Source organism: Endozoicomonas sp. Z74, assembly GCF_057680865.1.
Genome location: NZ_JBLYZI010000003.1, coordinates 1 through 16,336 on the forward strand (window position 1 = coordinate 1; position 16,336 = coordinate 16,336).

Consider the following 16,336-nt stretch of genomic DNA (forward strand, 5'->3'; position numbering starts at 1 on the left):
AAGAACGCCAATGGAAACTCTGATAGATGGCAAAGAGATCTGGAAGGAAAAATTTGTAGCCTGAATTTGACCTGACAGACACCCTCTGAAAAATCGGTGACTGTCAGATCAGGTCTGAACTACTACAGATTATGAAATCTAAGTCATAGCATTCAACCAGGCCACGGAAGGCTTCCCCCCTTACAAGCGGCCACTTGTGCTCAACAAAGACGCTCAAAGCCAGCCTTCCCCCACCAGCAAATAGCACTGATCAAAAAGCAATATATCCAACACAACCGCCAAACCTATCTATACTGTCAGGCAATCAACCTTCAGCCAGTCAAATGGCACCATGAACACCAACGCCATTAACCATAGCCGTAGAGACCTTTTCACAGGAAAGGTGGGGGCTCCTCCACCTCTTCGTCCCCCCTGGTCTTTGTCCGAAGAGCGATTTATCTCTCTTTGTTCCCGCTGCTCGAAGTGCATTAACGTCTGTCCCCAGAGTGTTCTGGTGAAAGGGGAAGGAGGCTTTCCTTCGGTCAGTTTCAAAGAGGGAGAGTGCACATTTTGTTCTGACTGCGCTGAAGCCTGCCCGACGGGAGCCATTCACTTTCCAGCAGGTAAACAGCCATGGTCTATTAAAGCAGCCATTGATCCCCAGAAGTGCCTGACGGCACATAACACCAGCTGCTTCAGTTGCGGGGATGAGTGCGCTTCCAGAGCCATCCTTTTCCACCATGGTAAAGAGGCCGTTCCTCACCCTGAAATAGACCTGTCCAAATGCACCGGCTGTGGCGGCTGCTTCAGAGTATGCCCCGTAACGGCCATTTACTTTCCTGATGCTTCAGCGATTGCTGATAACCCTACTTTATGCCCCCAATGAACAGTGACGATCATAACCCTATTGCCTGCTATGAAGTGTGCAGCCTCGTGGTACTCGCACGGCCGGAACACTATCAAGAGGTAGCAGAGCACCTATTGAAGATTCCCGGCGTCGATATTCATGGTCAAGACCCTTCCGGAAGATTTGCTCTGACGGTCGAAACTGTCACCCCTTCCTGCTCCATTATTGAGACTGTCGAAGCCATCCGAAGCATCCCCGGTGTTATTGATACAGCACTCACTTTTTGTCAAAGCGACCTTCTGGATTCTGAAAACCTGGCCCAATCAGCATTAACCTCTTCCGCGACCGCCTCTGGAACACTCCATGAATGAGAACAGGCGACAGTTTATCAAGCTATCAGCAGCTACTGCAGCACTCAGCGCTGCGGGCCTGGGCACCACGGCGCAAGCTGCCAACATTATTGCATCCAGCAAAAAAAACCGGATTCGCTGGGATAAAGCTCCCTGCCGGTTTTGTGGTACTGGCTGCAGTGTTCTTGTTGGCGTCAAAGACAAACAGGTCGTTGCCACTCAAGCGGATCCCGATGCCCCCGTCAACCGGGGACTGAATTGCATTAAAGGGTACTTTCTCTCCAAAGTGTTATACGGCTCTGACCGTCTGACAACACCGCTGCTCAGAATGCGCAATGGCCAGTACGCAAAAGACGGACAGTTTACCCCCATCAGCTGGGACCGGGCCTTTCAGGAAATGGCCAGGCAATTCACCGGCACTATCAAGAAAAAAGGGCCTGAAGCGGTGGGCATGTTTGGTTCCGGACAATGGACCGTGTGGGAAGGGTATGCGGCATCAAAATTAATGAAAGGGGGCTTCAGATCCAACAACATTGATCCCAATGCCCGGCATTGCATGGCTTCTGCCGTGGTTGGCTTTATCCGGACCTTTGGCATTGATGAGCCCATGGGCTGCTACGACGATTTTGAAAATGCCGATCTCTTTGTGCTCTGGGGCTCCAATATGGCTGAAAACCACCCCGTGCTCTGGAGCCGGATTGCCGCCCGGGTTCTGGCCTACGACCATGTTCGGGTGGCTGTATTATCCACCTTCCGTCACCGCTCCTGCGACCTGGCTCACCATCCCATCATTTTCAAACCCCAGACCGACCTGGCCATCGGTAATTTTATCTGCCACTACATTATTTCCACAGGCCGGGTGAACAAGGCGTTTATCAAGAAACACACCCGTTTTCGACAAGGAGTGACGGATATTGGTTACGGGCTCAGGCCTGAGTCTCCACTGCAGAAACAAGCCAGGAATCCCGACAGTGGCGATTCCTCCGAAATTGACTTTGATACCTTCGCCCGGTTTGTCAGTGACTACACCCTTGAGAAAACCATGGAGCTCTCTGGTGTTCCCGAACGCGCCCTGAAAGAGCTGGCTGAGGGCTATGCCAACCCGGAGACCCGCGTGATGTCTCTCTGGACCATGGGTGTTAACCAGCACACCCGGGGCGTCTGGATGAATAATATTATTTATAACATCCACCTGCTGACCGGAAAAATAGCCCAGCCCGGCAACAGCCCCTTCTCTCTGACCGGACAACCCTCTGCCTGTGGCACTGCCCGGGAGGTGGGTACCTTCGCCCACCGGTTGCCCGCAGATATGCTGGTGGCCAATCCAGAGCATCGAAAAAAAGCGGAAAAGATCTGGAAACTGCCAGCAGGCACTATCCCTTCCAAAGTCGGCTATCACGCCGTGCTTCAGGACAGAATGCTGAAAGACGGAAAACTCAACGCCTACTGGGTGATGTGCAACAACAACCTTCAGACAGCCCCGAACCTGGACCAGGAAACCTTTCCCGGCTATCGCAACCCGGACAACTTTATTGTGGTATCTGATGCCTACCCCACTGTCACCACCCAGGGGGCCGACCTTATTCTCCCCACGGCCATGTGGGTGGAAAAAGAAGGGGCCTATGGCAATGCCGAAAGGCGTACCCAGTTCTGGTACCAGCAGGTAACAGCCCCCGGCGATGCCAAGAGCGATTTATGGCAACTGATGGAGTTTTCCAAATATTTAAAAGTCGATGACATCTGGCCTGAACCTTTGCTGGCCAAAGCCCCTCGATTTCGGGGAAAGAGACTCTATGACGTGCTCTACGCCAATGGCCAGGTCAACCGTTTTCCTCTGTCGCAGACGAACCCTGACCGCGAAAATGATGAGTCCCGGCATTTTGGCTTTTATGTCCAGAAGGGATTGTTTGAAGAGTACGCTCACTTCGGCCGGGGGAAAGCCCATGATCTGGCCCCATTCGAGATGTATCACAAAGCACGGGGACTTCGCTGGCCAGTAGTCAATGGTGAAGAAACCCGCTGGCGCTTTAATGAAGAGTATGACCCTTATGTGAAGGAGGGCAAAGACTTTGAGTTCTATGGCAAACCGGACGGCAAGGCCTGGATCTTTGCCCTGCCCTATGAACCGCCTCCGGAGCAACCGGACCAGGAATACGATCTCTGGCTGGCCACCGGGCGCGTTCTCGAACACTGGCATTCCGGAAGCATGACCCAGAGAGTGCCTGAGCTTTACAAGGCTTTCCCCGACGCCGTCCTGTTTATGAACCCGGACGATGCCGCGGAAAGAGGCCTGAGGCGGGGAACGGAGGTTCGAGTCATTTCCAGGCGGGGCGATATTCGAACCCGGGTTGAAACCCGGGGAAGAGATGCCATGCCCCGGGGCTATACCTTTATTCCCTTTTTTGATGCCAGTGAACTGGCCAACAAACTGATTCTTGACGCCACAGACCCTCTCTCCAAGCAAACCGATTTCAAAAAATGCGCCGTCCGGGTCGAAAAAATTCAGGCATCGTCATGAAGCAATCCACGGAAAGACCGGGTTCCGGCCGGTCACACTATCTCCGGTCACACCGTTTTCTACCTCTCACCTCCTTACTGATCGCGCTGACCACCATGATCACCAGTGTCAACGTGCTTTATGGCACCGAGAAAGAAAAAAAGGAGCAGAAACCGGTCAAGGTTCAGTCGCTGCGTGGCCCAACTCCGATTCCTGAGGATCCCACTCCACCCTCACTGACTAAGTACCCAAAAGAGAGAGTCCGGCCTGTTCTGCAATACATTGGCCAGCCACCCCTGATCCCCCACTCGATTCGTGGTTATGAGATCAACATCAACGGCAACAAATGTCTCATGTGCCACAGCTGGGAGAATGCCGTGAAAATGAAGGCCACCCGCATCAGCCCTACTCACTTTATCGATCGAAACGGCAACGTTCTGGCCGATGTGGCTCCGGGCCGATATTTCTGTAATCAGTGTCATGTGCCCCAGGCCAATGCCAAACCCCTGATCCAGAATATTTTCGAGCCCGTTGAGAGCCTGAAATGAAACTGCCTGCCTTTATCCGCCGTTACTGGCAGATACTCACCCGGCCTGCCGCCATCGCTTTATGGGTCATTCTCGCATTTGGCTTCACGGCCGGCATTGTCTTCTGGGGCGGCTTCAATACCTTTATGGAAGTCAGCAATACAGAAGCCTTCTGCACCAGCTGCCACGAAATGCACGACAATGTCTTCCAGGAGCTGAAAACCACCATTCACTACAGCAATCGCTCCGGCGTTCGCGCCAGCTGTCCCGACTGCCATGTCCCCCATGAATGGACCCATAAAATCGTAAGAAAAGTGCAGGCCAGCAAAGAACTCTGGGGCAAAATCACCGGCAAGATCAACACCCCCTACAAGTTTGAACAACACCGGCTGGAAATGGCGACCCGTGAGTGGCAGCGTTTAAAGGAAAACGACTCAAGAGAGTGTCGCAACTGCCACCACTTCCAGTATATGGATTTTTCCGTTCAAGCCCGAAGGGCGGCTGCGCTGCACAGCACGGCCCTGGCTTCCGGAGAAAACACCTGCATAGACTGCCATAAGGGCATTGCCCACAAACTGCCCGATATGTCAGGCGTTGAAGGATGGTAACTGCATCAACGGTTCAGGCAGTCTCACTGTTATACCCTCAACATGCCTGGAGGCGACACCCCATGAGCACCCTGGAATACGTGATATGGCATATCCTTGGCTACTCCGTCATGCCCATGATCTTTCTGGGAGGGTTCCTGGCCACAGCCCTGGTTGCCTGCTTTATTATTGACCGTTTTGTGTCACCGGAAAGCAGTACCCCAGAGTGAAGGACTCCCGCTGTTCCACCTAAAGAGGGCTACCTTCTTCCCCCTCTCCCCCTGGGAGAGGGCCGGGGTGAGGGGTATACCCACAACCAGACAACTGCCAGACTGCAAAAATAATCCGGCCATTGACCAGCAAATCAATCTGAACAATTGAAAAACAACATCCCTGTTTGAATGATACAATGATGTACAGAACCTCCCTCAAACAAAACAATCGCCTGTCGCAAAGGAAAATAAAATAAATGCCTGTAGCGAAGGACAACCGACAAAAAAAGCCTATGACATCAAACACCCTTGACCTGGCCATTGAATTGATTCGCCGCCCCTCCGTCACCCCCGCCGATGAGGGCTGCCAGGAATTAATGATCAGCCGCCTGGAACCTCTGGGCTTCAAAGTAGAGCGGCTCCGCTTTGGTGAGGTTGAGAATATCTGGTTGAGAAAAGGCGACACCGGGCCTGTACTTGCCTTTGCCGGCCATACCGATGTGGTCCCTTCCGGACCGGAAGAGCAATGGCAGAACCCTCCCTTCCAGCCAGCCATCATTGATGGCATGCTCCACGGCAGAGGCTCAGCGGATATGAAAGGCAGCCTTGCCGCCATGGTTACGGCCTGTGAAGGGTTTCTCAGTGAACACCCGAACCACAAGGGTTCTATCGCCTTTCTGATCACCAGTGATGAAGAAGGCCCCGCCCGAAATGGCACTGTAAAAGTCATCGAACATCTGGAAGCCCGTAACGAAAAAATAGACTGGTGCCTGATAGGGGAACCGTCCAGCACCCGAACCGTAGGCGATGTTGTGAAAAATGGTCGCCGGGGTTCCTTGCACGGGCACCTGACCATTAAAGGGATTCAGGGGCATGTTGCTTATCCTCAGCTGGCACGAAACCCGGTCCATCAGGCGGGTCCGGTCATTGCCGACCTGACCCGGGAAATATGGGATGAAGGCAATGAATTCTTCCCCCCCACCAGCTTCCAGATCTGGCAAATCCAGGCTGGCGATGGTGCCAGTAATGTCATTCCCGGAGAGTGCCGGATCAACTTCAACTTCCGCTTTTCTTCTGAAGTGACCGATGAAGACCTCAAGCGCCGGGTTCTGGAAATACTCGACAGCAATAAGCTCGAATACGACATTGACTGGCACCTGAGTGGCCAGCCTTTTCTGACCCGACCTGGGGAGCTGGTGGAGGCAGCCCAGAAAGCCATCCTTGAAGTCACGGGGCAGACCACAGAGCTGTCCACCTCTGGCGGCACATCCGATGGGCGTTTCATCGCCCCGACAGGCGCCCAGGTGGTGGAACTGGGGCCGGTCAATGCCACGATTCATAAAGTCAATGAGTGTGTTAACGCCAGAGATCTTGATACACTGCAGGGCATTTACCAGAGCGTTCTGACCCACCTGCTGACTGAATAAGCTCTTGGGAGCCTGTCGGACTTACGACAATTTCGGCCTAAAATGCAGAAAGAGCGGCCAAATTAGTCGATAAGTTCGATTAAATAGGTCAGCTATTTGCACGAACTTATCGACTAATTTGTCTCGCTCTACTGAATTTTATGCTCGAAAGCATAAGCCCAGCAGGCTCCTGACACTGAAAATGTAATGAACACCATTGATGACATTGAGATCTACGCCAAAAACCTTTCCCTTGAAGCCATTACCCAATGGCTTCAAGACTGCTTTGAACAGGTCAACACCATTAACCGGGGCAAGGCCGTCCATGATCTGGAGGTGATGGTCAGCCAGAAGCCCATCCCGGTCATGATCATGGAAGGAGCCGTAGGCAAAGCCTGGACCAGTATCTGGTTCAAAACCTCAGGCACTCCCTGGAAGGATGACACGGAATGTGCCCGAAGCCTTCATGCCCATAGCCCCTGCCAGGTTCGATGCAACTCAGGACCATGGCAGGAAGGTGCCGATATGGATGAATGGTGGCAGCTCAATGAACAGGGAGAGGAAAGCCTGATCAAATGGCCTAATGCTGGCTAAGACTTACTCAACCATTCTTAGTTGGGAAATCCTCTTTGCGCCGCCAGTGCCAAACAGGCTAAAATGCCTTCCGTTTCAACGGGTACCGTTACGGGGCGCAACACTACCCCAAGCCATTCGCCAGAAGGCTACCCTGGAAGGCCTCCCGGAAGGACAGGCCTCTGATCCGCCTTTCTCTATTCAATCAATACGGATGCAGGCCAAGAGCCAGTTCCATGCTAAAGCCCATTACCCTTAATCGCTATACGTTTCACAGCCTGAGAAAACTGCTTTCAACCTGGGTTCGTACCACTGTACACAATAACAGCGCTGAAGCCCTGAACCTGCAACCGGACAAACCCGTCTGCTATGTATTGAATCACCGCTCACTGACTGACCTGATGGTGCTGGAGCGGGAGTGCATCAAAGCCGGACTGCCCCGCCCCTACCACCCCATAGAGATCCCTTCTATTGAAGAGGGTAAAGGGTCCAGCAACAAAGCCCATTTTTTTCTGAGCCAGTACGATGGCCTGATCCTTCAGCGGGAACGACCGGAGCCTCCGGAGCTCCTTGAACAACTGGTGGCCGGGTTTCAAAAAAACAATCAGGATGTCCAACTGGTTCCGGTCACCATTCTCTGGGGAAGATCACCGGACAAAGAACATTCAGCCTTCAAGCTGCTGTTTGACTGGAACTTCAGCCTGGGTGGGCGTTTCCGGAAATTTCTTGCAACCCTGCTCCACGGCCGGCAAACCATGGTTCATTTCAGCCCGGCCATGTCCCTCAAAGAGATGATAGGAACCAGCGAGGATCACTCCCGCAGTGTCCGCAAAGTCAACCGGATCCTCCGGGTTCACCTGCGCCGTCACAAAGCTTCGGTGATTGGCCCAGATCTTTCTCACCGCCGGACCCTGGTCAATGGGCTGATCCATACCCAGCGTATTCAGAAAGCCATTGCCGCAGAAGCGTCTGCCCAGGAAATCACCCTGGTGGAAGCCGAAGCCAAGGCCCGCAAGTACGCCAATGAAATCGCCTCGGACTACTCCATGCCCGTCCTGCGTTTTCTGGATATTGTCCTGACCTGGTTCTGGAACAAGCTCTACAGCGGTGTCAAAATCAACCATATTGAGCCTCTGAAGGAGCTGGCCCAGAGCCATACTCTGGTCTATGTCCCCTGCCACAGAAGCCATATAGACTATCTTTTACTGTCGTATGTCCTGTATTACGAAGGCCTTGCTCCTCCCCACATTGCCGCGGGCATCAATCTGAATATGCCCGTTGTGGGTACCATTCTGCGCAAGGGCGGCGCTTTTTTCATGCGCCGGACCTTCCGGGGTAACCCCCTGTACAGTTCTGTGTTCCACGAATACATGTACACCCTTACCAGCAAAGGTTTTGCCACGGAGTACTTCATTGAAGGGGGGCGCTCAAGAACCGGACGCACCCTGTCGCCTAAAACCGGTATGCTGTCCATCACCCTGAGAAGCTTCCTGAGGGACAACCGCAAGCCACTGGCCTTTGTTCCGGTTTATATTGGTTATGAAAAACTGCTGGAAATGAACAGCTACCTGGGCGAGCTTCGGGGCAAGACCAAGAAAAAAGAGTCTCCCCTGGACATTGTCCGAACGCTTTCAGCCCTTCGGAAAGAGTTTGGTAAAGCCTGGATTACCTTCGGGGAACCCGTGGATCTTGATCAGTTTCTGGACACCCACGTCCCCCAGTGGAAAGAAGATACCGGAGAAGCCAGCAAACCCGAGTGGCTGAAAAAAACCACCAACCAGCTGGCGGGCGCCATTACCGGAAACATCAACTCTGCTGCGGTGATCAACCCGGTCAACCTGGTAGCCATCTCCCTGCTCTCCTCACCGCGGCATGCCCTTGGGGAAGAAGAGCTGATCCGCCAGCTTGAAGGCTATACCCGGTTGTTGTCTGCTGTCCCCTACAGCAGCAAAACGGTTATGACCGAGCTGGATGCCAGGAGCATCATTCACTATGTGGAAAACCTCCAGCTGATTCAGAGGCAGAGTGATGCCCTGGGCGATATCATCACCATGGATGAGAAAACCGCCATCACCATGACCTACTATCGCAACAATGTGCTACACATCTTTGCGATCCCTTCTTTGATCAGCTGTTTCTTTGTCAACAATGCCCGCATATCACGCCGGGAAATTCTGCGTATCTGCGCCATTCTCTACCCTTATCTGAAGGCGGAACTGTTTCTTCAGTGGGACAAACACGAAGCCCTTGAAATAGCCCAGAAATGGCTGGATGGACTGGTGAAAGAAGGATTGATCACCCAGGGTAAGGATGACAACGAAGAGACCTTCTATTGCCAGCCGGAACCTTCGTCGTCCGAATACATCATGCTGAGCGTGCTGTCCCGTTCGATCATTCAGACACTGGAACGCTTTTATATGGTGGTCAGCCTGTTGCTGCGTAATGAAAGCGGCAATATTGAGCAGGAGGCCCTGGAGCACCAGAGCCAGGTTCTGGCTCAGCGCCTCTCCATCATACATGGCCTGAATGCACCGGAGTTCTTCGATAAATCCCTGTTCAGGAAATTTATTGAAGAAATGCGTGCCAACGGCGTTCTGGAAATCACCCTGACCAATAAGCTGGTCTTTGGTGAGGATATCCAGAAAGTAGCTGACCAGGCGCACTTGCTGTTAACCACAGAGATTCGTCACAGCATTCACCAGACCAGCCGTTACGGTATTGCTGGAGAAAAGGTCAGCGAAACGCCGGTTACGGCATAATCGCTCCCCCCTCTGTCTGAAGAGGGGGAACTAAACCAAAAGCCGTTTGAACACCGGATATTTGTATCCTGTGCATTCAGATTTTCTGTTGCGCTTCACTTCGTTCAGCAGCAACCTACGAAAAGCGCTTGAGGGCGTGAATATCATAGCGGCACGCTTTCCCTTCCAACCGATAGGTGGGCTCCTGCTGATTCAGGTCTGGAGCCAGCCTTGGCCGCTTGACCACCACCCGGTATTCCGCCAGTTTTAATGCCGGTTCCAGCAGTCCATCGGCATCCTGATCCTCTCCCAGCAGATCCTGAAAAAGCCGCATTTCCTTTTTCACCAGGGCTGATTTTTCCCGGTGGGGAAACATCGGATCCAAATAAACGACATCCGTTATCTGGCTGTCCTGCACCATGGAATCCATGACGTCAACGGCATCCCCTTTAATCAGGGACATCCTCTGAACCACCCCAGCCACTTCAGCATTAAGGCTGGCCCGGTAAAGGCCATCTTCAAGCAAAGCGGCAATCACCGGTGAACGCTCAATCAGCGTCACCTGGCACCCAAGACTGGCCAGCACAAAGGCATCCTGACCAAGCCCTCCGGTGGCATCCACCACAGAAGGTTTTACCCCCTTATTCAGCCCAACGGCCTTGGCAATATCCTGCCCTTTCCCTCCACCAAACTTACGACGATGACCTGCTTTTCCGCCGACAAAATCCACCAGCACCGGCTTTTCCTTTGACCCGGCCCGTTGCAGGCACAGACCGTCATAAGAGTAGCGGATAACCAATGAGCCCGGTTCCAGGGACTGATGATCAGAACAAAGGGTAAACCCGGTATCCGCTGCTAACGTTTCCAGACAAATCGGATGATGACCACCTGACGAATGAACAATAAAGAAACCGGGAGACATAAAGTGAGCTCTGTAAAAAATGGAGATCGGTATCAGAAACCCCCTCTTCCATGAAAAACATTCCTGGCCAAAACCTAACCAAAATAAAGTGGCCAGAAAAAAGACAATCCTTCATCCGCCTCTGAACGCTGAATCTTCAATATTATAAACAGTTGATTTGTATCAAGAAACAATAACGACAAGGGTTTATAAATAGCCCAAAGCACATCTAATACATAATCGATACCGTTTTCCGCAACGCAAGACGTTTGACCTTTTTCAAACCCGATAATCATAACCGCGCAATTTAAAGACGCCCTGTCCGGCGCTTTAAAGGAGGAAACAATGGATCTTTATTACCAGCTGAATGACCGCCCTCCCCTGGCAAAATGCCTGGTCCTGGGGCTTCAGCATCTTCTGGCCGCCCTCCCCGGCATCATTGGCGCCCCGCTGGTGATTGCCTCGGTCCTTGGTTTTTCCATTCAGGAAACGGTGATTCTTGTTAATGCCTCACTGCTTATGTCAGGTATAGGGAGTATCGTTCAGGCATCAGGACTTGGGCCTTACCCTCTGGGAGCCAGGTTACCCGTTATTCAGGGAACCAGCTTTGCCTTTGTTGGGGTGGCCATATCCATTGGCTTTCAATATGGCTATGCCGCGGTGATTGGCGCAACCATTGCCGGAGGCCTGGTTGAAATCCTTCTGAGCTTTATCATGCCCCAGGTCAGGAAGCTATTCCCTCCGGTGGTGACCGGTACCGTTGTCTGCCTGATCGGCATGACCATTTTCCCCGTCGCGGTCGACTGGCTGGGGGGCGGCCAGGGCGCAGAAGACTATGGCAGCCTGATCAACCTTGGTGTAGGCATGGCTGTCCTGGTGACCGTTGTCTTCCTGAACCAGTGGTTTAAAGGGTTTATTTCAGCTGCGGCCATCATAATCGGACTGCTGGTGGGCTATATCCTCTGGTTTCTGTTGGGAAGGCTGGAACTTTCCAGTTTCATGGAGGCCTCTCTCATCGCCATCCCCAACCCACTGCATTTTGGAGTGGAGTTCCACCTTGGTGCCATCATCGCCATGAGCATTGCCTATATGGTCTCCATGGTTGAATCTACCGGCGACTATCTGGCCCTTGCCAATTACTGCGACACTGAGCTGGACAGCAAACGACTGAGTGCCGGCATTCGCTGGGAAGGGGTAAACAGTATTATTGCCGGGTTCTTTAACTGTACTGCTACGACGTCCTTCAGTCAGAACATCGGAGTGGTGGGTGTGACAAGGGTAGCCAGTCGCTTTGTGGTGATCGCTGCCGGAGGCATTCTGGTGGCAGCCGGGCTACTGCCAAAACTGGGGGCACTGATCGCCAGTGTTCCACAACCCGTCATTGGCGGCGCCGGGCTGATCATGTTCGGTATGATCCTTTCCGGGGGAATCGGGATTATCAAGTCCATTGAGTTCTCCCGGAGAAACAGCATGGTGTTGACCCTGGGAGTGGCTACCGGACTGGCCGTCACCTACCGGCCCGAGCTGGTTACCCAGTTGCCTTCCGCATTGCAGACCGTTGCAGGCAATGGCATTGCCATGGGAGCCATTGTCACGGTTCTGGCCAACCTTATCCTGCCCGAAGAGCTCAAGTCCGAGGAAAAAGAAGTGACACCTGAAGCGGTTGAAACCAGCCACTAACGCCAACGGGGAGCAGTAATGCTCCCCTTACTGAGCAAGCACAAACCCAAGAAGAACAACACCCAGCACCATCCGGTAAATCACAAAGGGCATCAAACCGATGCGGTTGATAAACGACAGGAAGCAATGAACACAGACCCAGGCGCTGATACCGGAAATCGCTGCACCCAGGGTCAATACACCCCAGTCAACAGGCACCGGGCTTTTCAGCAAGTCTACCGTAAGCAGGCTGCCCGCACCGACAATAACCGGTATCGATAAAAGAAAGGAAAAACGGGCGGCGGCATCACGGGTCATTCCCAGCATCAAACCTGCCGTCATGGTGATTCCGGACCTTGAGGTTCCGGGAATCAATGCCAGAGCCTGGGCAAAGCCAATTAAGAGTGCCTGGGGAAAAGTCATCTGTTCCAGGGGCTGAATGCGCTTTCCCCGGAGGTCGGCCCATCCCAGCAAAGCACCGAAAATCAGGGTGGTACCGCAGATAACGGCCATGGTTCTCATGGCTTCATCAAAACCTGTCTTTTTCAGCACCAGGCCCAGTACAACCGCTGGAAGAGTAGCGAAAATCAGATACCAGCCCAGGCGACTGTTAAAGGTAGCCCCTTTTCCAACCAGGGCTCCCAACCAGTCACGGGCGATGGCCATCAGGTCTTTCCAGAAATAGGCGACCACTGCAGCCAGGGTACCCATATGAACGGCTACATCAAAAGCCAGCCCTTGATCTTCCCAGCCAAACAATTGAGCAGGCAATATCAAATGACCTGAACTGGAGATGGGAAGAAACTCAGTGATGCCCTGAATCAAGGCCAGAATAATGAGCTGTAAAGTGTCCAATCAAAGCACTCCCTTAATCCTTTTATGAAATCCTTAACACTGTTCCAGAGGCCTTCAGGACTTACGACAGGCTCCTGAAGTGAACTGCAGGATGTAATCAATCTTAAATAGATTAACGCTCTGATTTTTTCAGTGCCACTTTATCGCGCAGATAAACCGGCATGGCCTGTTCGGCGGGTAGCAAGCGACCTTCTTTAAAGTCAGCCGCGGCCAGTACAGCGATATCCCAGGCATGGGGCCAGGCTTCGACAACACTGTCGATCACGTCGGCATTCAACTGATCCTTGAAGGTCCATCCAGTACCCATACCAAACCAGGATGCCTTTACAGGAGGCACAGAAACAAGCTCAGGCGCCACCACGATTTCATCCATCAAGGGCGACATCACCCCATCGGTTGCAGCAAACGCACCCCAGTAGACCTCCCCCATCCGGGCATCAATCGCCGAAAGCACATGAATGACCCCCTTTTCCCTGTACCCTTGCTGAGCCAGAGCGGCCAGGGTCGATACCGGAATAACGGGAAGATCCACCGCAAAAGCCAACCCCTGAACCATGGCGGTCGCCACCCGCAGCCCGGTAAAAGCCCCGGGCCCCCTGCCAAAGGCCAGGGCATCCAGTTCAGCCAGCCTGAGACCCGCCTCTGCCAGCAGACCATCCACCATGGGCAGCAGCTCACGGCTGTGACGACGAGGCATGATTTCAAAGCGCTCCAGCACTTCACCATCCACATTCAAGGCGACCGAGCAGGCTTCAGTGGCCGTATCCAGGGCAAGGAGTTTCATGGTTAATACTCAAACCGTTCATTAGAACGCAATTCGGGACGCCTGAGCGTCCCGATGGTTGATTGACTGAAAAAGTGGTTCAGGCAGTCACAGGTTTCAACGCTGTCAATACATGTGCCTTGATGCTATCAACAGAACCTACACCCTCAATCCGGCTATAGCGGGTGTCCCCATCCAGCTTCTGGTAAAAGTCCACCAGAGGGGCGGTCTGCTCATGATACACGCCCAGGCGCTTGCGAACGGTGGTTTCTTCGTCATCAGCACGCTGTACCAGAGGTTCACCGGTTACATCATCCTTGCCCTCTTCTGCCGGTGGGTTGAAGACCACATGGTAGGTACGACCACTTTCCGGATGAACCCGGCGACCGCTCATACGCTTGACGATCTCTTCGTCATCAACCGCAATTTCCACCACGTGGTCAATATCGACACCGGCTTCCCGCAGAGCTTCCGCCTGGGGAATGGTACGGGGGAAACCATCAAACAGAAAACCGTTGGCACAGTCATTCTCTGCGATACGCTCCTTAACCAGGGCAATAATGATGTCATCGGATACCAGGGCACCGGAGTCCATGACCGCCTTGACTTTTTTGCCCAGCTCAGTCCCGTTTTTAATGGCCGCACGCAGCATATCCCCGGTGGAGATCTGGGGTATACCGTATTCTTCCATGATGAATTGGGCCTGAGTCCCCTTTCCAGCACCCGGGGCGCCCAGCAGAATCACACGCATGAAAAGCTCCTGTTGTCAGCCTTGACCCCTTGGCAGCCCTGGCCCGGATCCAGATGATCGATCGGGCCATCCTGGCAGCTATGATTGAGGCGCCGCAAATAGGGCGTGGCTTATATTACGCTTTGGAAAAACCGACAAGGATATACAGGCGGAACGCTGGTGACAAGTTCGTACAAAGTTAACTGACCTCCGGCAAAACCGCAGGCTTATCAGGTGACGCCCTCAAAGGGCTTTTATTGCCCCCGGGGCGCGGACCAAAACCTTGGTTCCTGGAAAAAAGCGCTTGGGGGGAGTTGGCTGGCTTTTGCCCTCTCCCAAAGAGAGAGGGCCTAAAAAGTTTGCACCAGAAATCCCCCTCTTCCTCTGGGAGAGGGCTGGGGTGAGGGAAAGGATGCAGGGTTCATGGCAGAGATATTGAGATCAACTACCGAAGCCCTGGTATACCCTAGGGGAGTCCCCCCGGCATAGCCAGGGGCTTACCTGACGATTCACTAAAGTCTCTCAACCACTACACTGCCGATGGAGTAACCGGCACCAAAGGAACAAATCACCCCTTTCTGACCGGTGGAAAGGTCATGGGAATGTTTATGAAACGCAATAATGGAACCCGCAGAGCTGGTATTGGCGTATTCATTCAGGATCACCGGTGCTTCGCCTTCCCCGGGATCTCTCCCCAGAAGCTTTCTGGCCACCAGCTGATTCATGTTCAGGTTCGCCTGATGCAGCCACAGCCTGCTCAGATCCCCCGTGGTCAACTGCAATGAATCCAGATGTCCGGCGATGTGCCGCACCACTTGAGGGCAAACTTCCTTAAACACTTTTCGCCCGTTCTGAACAAACAGCTTGTCCAGTGAACCGATCCCTTTTTCATCCCCCCGGTTGAGAAAACCGAAGTTATTGCGGATATGGTTTGAGAAATGAGTCCAGAGCTGGCAGCCCAACACTTTATAGCCGTTTTTACGACGGGCCACAGCAGCGTCTTCCAGCAATACTGCCGTACAGGCATCCCCAAAAATAAAGTGGCTGTCCCGATCCCTGAAATTAAGGTGGCCTGAACAGATTTCAGGATTGACCATCAGTACCCTGCGGGCACTGCCGCTTCGAATGGCATCGGTTGCCGCCTTGATGCCAAAAGTGGCTGAGGAGCAGGCCACATTCATATCGTACCCATAGCCCTCACTACCAAGATACTGCTGTATTTCGATGGCCATGGCCGGATAGGGCCGCTGCATATTGGAACAGGCGACAATGATCATATCCACCTGGGCAGGATCTACCTGAGCCTGAGCCAGAGCCCCTCGGGCGGCATGTAGTGACATTTCACATTGAACCGAAAGATCTTCATTATCCCGTTCCGGAATCACCGGAACCATACGATCCGGGTCAAGCACCCCTTCACGGTTAATCACGTAACGGCTGTGAATGCCGGAGGCCTTTTCGATAAACTCACTGCTGCTTCTGGCTAAAGGCTCTTTTTCTCCAGCTGCGATTGCCTCTGCGTTTTTCTCATTTTCCCGGTCTACCCAGGTGTTGAATGCTTCGACCAGCTCATCGTTACTGATGGCGTCTGGAGGGGTGTACAACCCGGTACCACTGATGACTACGTCCGTCACAATCTCTCCATCGCATTTCTTGCTTTGTTGTTATCGGTATGTTACCGAATCTTATAGCAGTGTTAACGACAAAGAAAC

At 53.0% G+C, this 16,336-nt stretch carries 15 protein-coding genes; 10 read left to right on the forward strand and 5 right to left on the reverse strand.

Annotation, left to right across the window (positions count from 1 at the left end; genetic code table 11):
- Nucleotides 1-331: 331 nt before the first annotated feature.
- The 9 genes from napF to plsB all read left to right on the forward strand — a co-directional run bounded on the left by napF (nucleotide 332) and on the right by plsB (nucleotide 9,737).
- Nucleotides 332-865 (forward strand): ferredoxin-type protein NapF, encoded by a 534-nt coding sequence (gene napF / locus ACNRUY_RS01030; protein WP_488109780.1) that lies wholly within the window; start codon nucleotides 332-334, stop codon nucleotides 863-865.
- Nucleotides 853-1,197 (forward strand): chaperone NapD, encoded by a 345-nt coding sequence (locus ACNRUY_RS01035; RefSeq protein ID WP_488109781.1) that lies wholly within the window; start codon nucleotides 853-855, stop codon nucleotides 1,195-1,197. The genes napF and ACNRUY_RS01035 overlap by 13 nt, the downstream gene beginning before the upstream one ends.
- Complete coding sequence (napA, locus tag ACNRUY_RS01040) at nucleotides 1,190-3,694, forward strand: nitrate reductase catalytic subunit NapA (protein ID WP_488109782.1); 2,505 nt, start codon at nucleotides 1,190-1,192, stop codon at nucleotides 3,692-3,694. The genes ACNRUY_RS01035 and napA overlap by 8 nt, the downstream gene beginning before the upstream one ends.
- Nucleotides 3,691-4,221 (forward strand): nitrate reductase cytochrome c-type subunit, encoded by a 531-nt coding sequence (locus tag ACNRUY_RS01045; protein WP_488109783.1) that lies wholly within the window; start codon nucleotides 3,691-3,693, stop codon nucleotides 4,219-4,221. The genes napA and ACNRUY_RS01045 overlap by 4 nt, the downstream gene beginning before the upstream one ends.
- Nucleotides 4,218-4,808 (forward strand): NapC/NirT family cytochrome c, encoded by a 591-nt coding sequence (locus ACNRUY_RS01050; protein ID WP_488109784.1) that lies wholly within the window; start codon nucleotides 4,218-4,220, stop codon nucleotides 4,806-4,808. Before ACNRUY_RS01045 ends, ACNRUY_RS01050 begins: the two co-directional genes overlap by 4 nt.
- A gap of 62 nt (nucleotides 4,809-4,870) precedes the next feature.
- A complete protein-coding gene (locus tag ACNRUY_RS01055) occupies nucleotides 4,871-5,017 on the forward strand; it encodes a TIGR02808 family protein (RefSeq protein ID WP_488109785.1) in 147 nt (48 codons plus the stop codon).
- A gap of 239 nt (nucleotides 5,018-5,256) precedes the next feature.
- Nucleotides 5,257-6,426: a succinyl-diaminopimelate desuccinylase gene (gene dapE / locus ACNRUY_RS01060; protein WP_488109786.1), complete on the forward strand. Its 1,170-nt coding sequence runs from the start codon at nucleotides 5,257-5,259 to the stop codon at nucleotides 6,424-6,426.
- 186 nt (nucleotides 6,427-6,612) lie between these two features.
- Nucleotides 6,613-6,999: a hypothetical protein gene (locus tag ACNRUY_RS01065; RefSeq protein ID WP_488109787.1), complete on the forward strand. Its 387-nt coding sequence runs from the start codon at nucleotides 6,613-6,615 to the stop codon at nucleotides 6,997-6,999.
- Between the two features lie 215 nt (nucleotides 7,000-7,214).
- Nucleotides 7,215-9,737, forward strand: coding sequence for a glycerol-3-phosphate 1-O-acyltransferase PlsB (gene plsB / locus ACNRUY_RS01070; RefSeq protein ID WP_488109788.1), 2,523 nt, complete (start codon nucleotides 7,215-7,217; stop codon nucleotides 9,735-9,737).
- Nucleotides 9,738-9,852: 115 nt separating this feature from the next.
- On the opposite strand, the gene ACNRUY_RS01075 is transcribed toward plsB, so the two are convergent.
- Nucleotides 9,853-10,638, reverse strand: a complete 786-nt coding sequence (locus ACNRUY_RS01075; protein ID WP_488109789.1) for a class I SAM-dependent methyltransferase — start codon at nucleotides 10,636-10,638, stop codon at nucleotides 9,853-9,855.
- 324 nt (nucleotides 10,639-10,962) lie between these two features.
- On the opposite strand from ACNRUY_RS01075, the gene ACNRUY_RS01080 reads away from it, so the two are divergent.
- Nucleotides 10,963-12,297: a uracil-xanthine permease family protein gene (locus ACNRUY_RS01080; RefSeq protein WP_488109790.1), complete on the forward strand. Its 1,335-nt coding sequence runs from the start codon at nucleotides 10,963-10,965 to the stop codon at nucleotides 12,295-12,297.
- 27 nt (nucleotides 12,298-12,324) lie between these two features.
- Here ACNRUY_RS01080 and ACNRUY_RS01085 read toward each other — a convergent pair whose 3' ends face one another.
- From ACNRUY_RS01085 to ACNRUY_RS01100, 4 genes are all read right to left on the reverse strand, one after another.
- The gene (locus tag ACNRUY_RS01085) at nucleotides 12,325-13,131 is read right to left on the reverse strand and encodes an undecaprenyl-diphosphate phosphatase (protein ID WP_488109791.1); all 807 of its coding nucleotides are present in this window, start codon (nucleotides 13,129-13,131) and stop codon (nucleotides 12,325-12,327) included.
- Nucleotides 13,132-13,243: 112 nt separating this feature from the next.
- Nucleotides 13,244-13,915 carry a tRNA (adenosine(37)-N6)-threonylcarbamoyltransferase complex dimerization subunit type 1 TsaB gene (gene tsaB / locus ACNRUY_RS01090; RefSeq protein ID WP_488109792.1) on the reverse strand — a complete coding sequence of 224 codons (672 nt, stop codon included), beginning with the start codon at nucleotides 13,913-13,915 and terminating at the stop codon, nucleotides 13,244-13,246.
- Between the two features lie 79 nt (nucleotides 13,916-13,994).
- On the reverse strand, nucleotides 13,995-14,645 hold the full coding sequence (gene adk, locus ACNRUY_RS01095) for an adenylate kinase (protein ID WP_488109793.1): 651 nt from the start codon (nucleotides 14,643-14,645) through the stop codon (nucleotides 13,995-13,997).
- A gap of 491 nt (nucleotides 14,646-15,136) precedes the next feature.
- Nucleotides 15,137-16,258, reverse strand: coding sequence for a beta-ketoacyl-ACP synthase III (locus ACNRUY_RS01100; RefSeq protein WP_488109794.1), 1,122 nt, complete (start codon nucleotides 16,256-16,258; stop codon nucleotides 15,137-15,139).
- Nucleotides 16,259-16,336 lie beyond the last annotated feature (78 nt).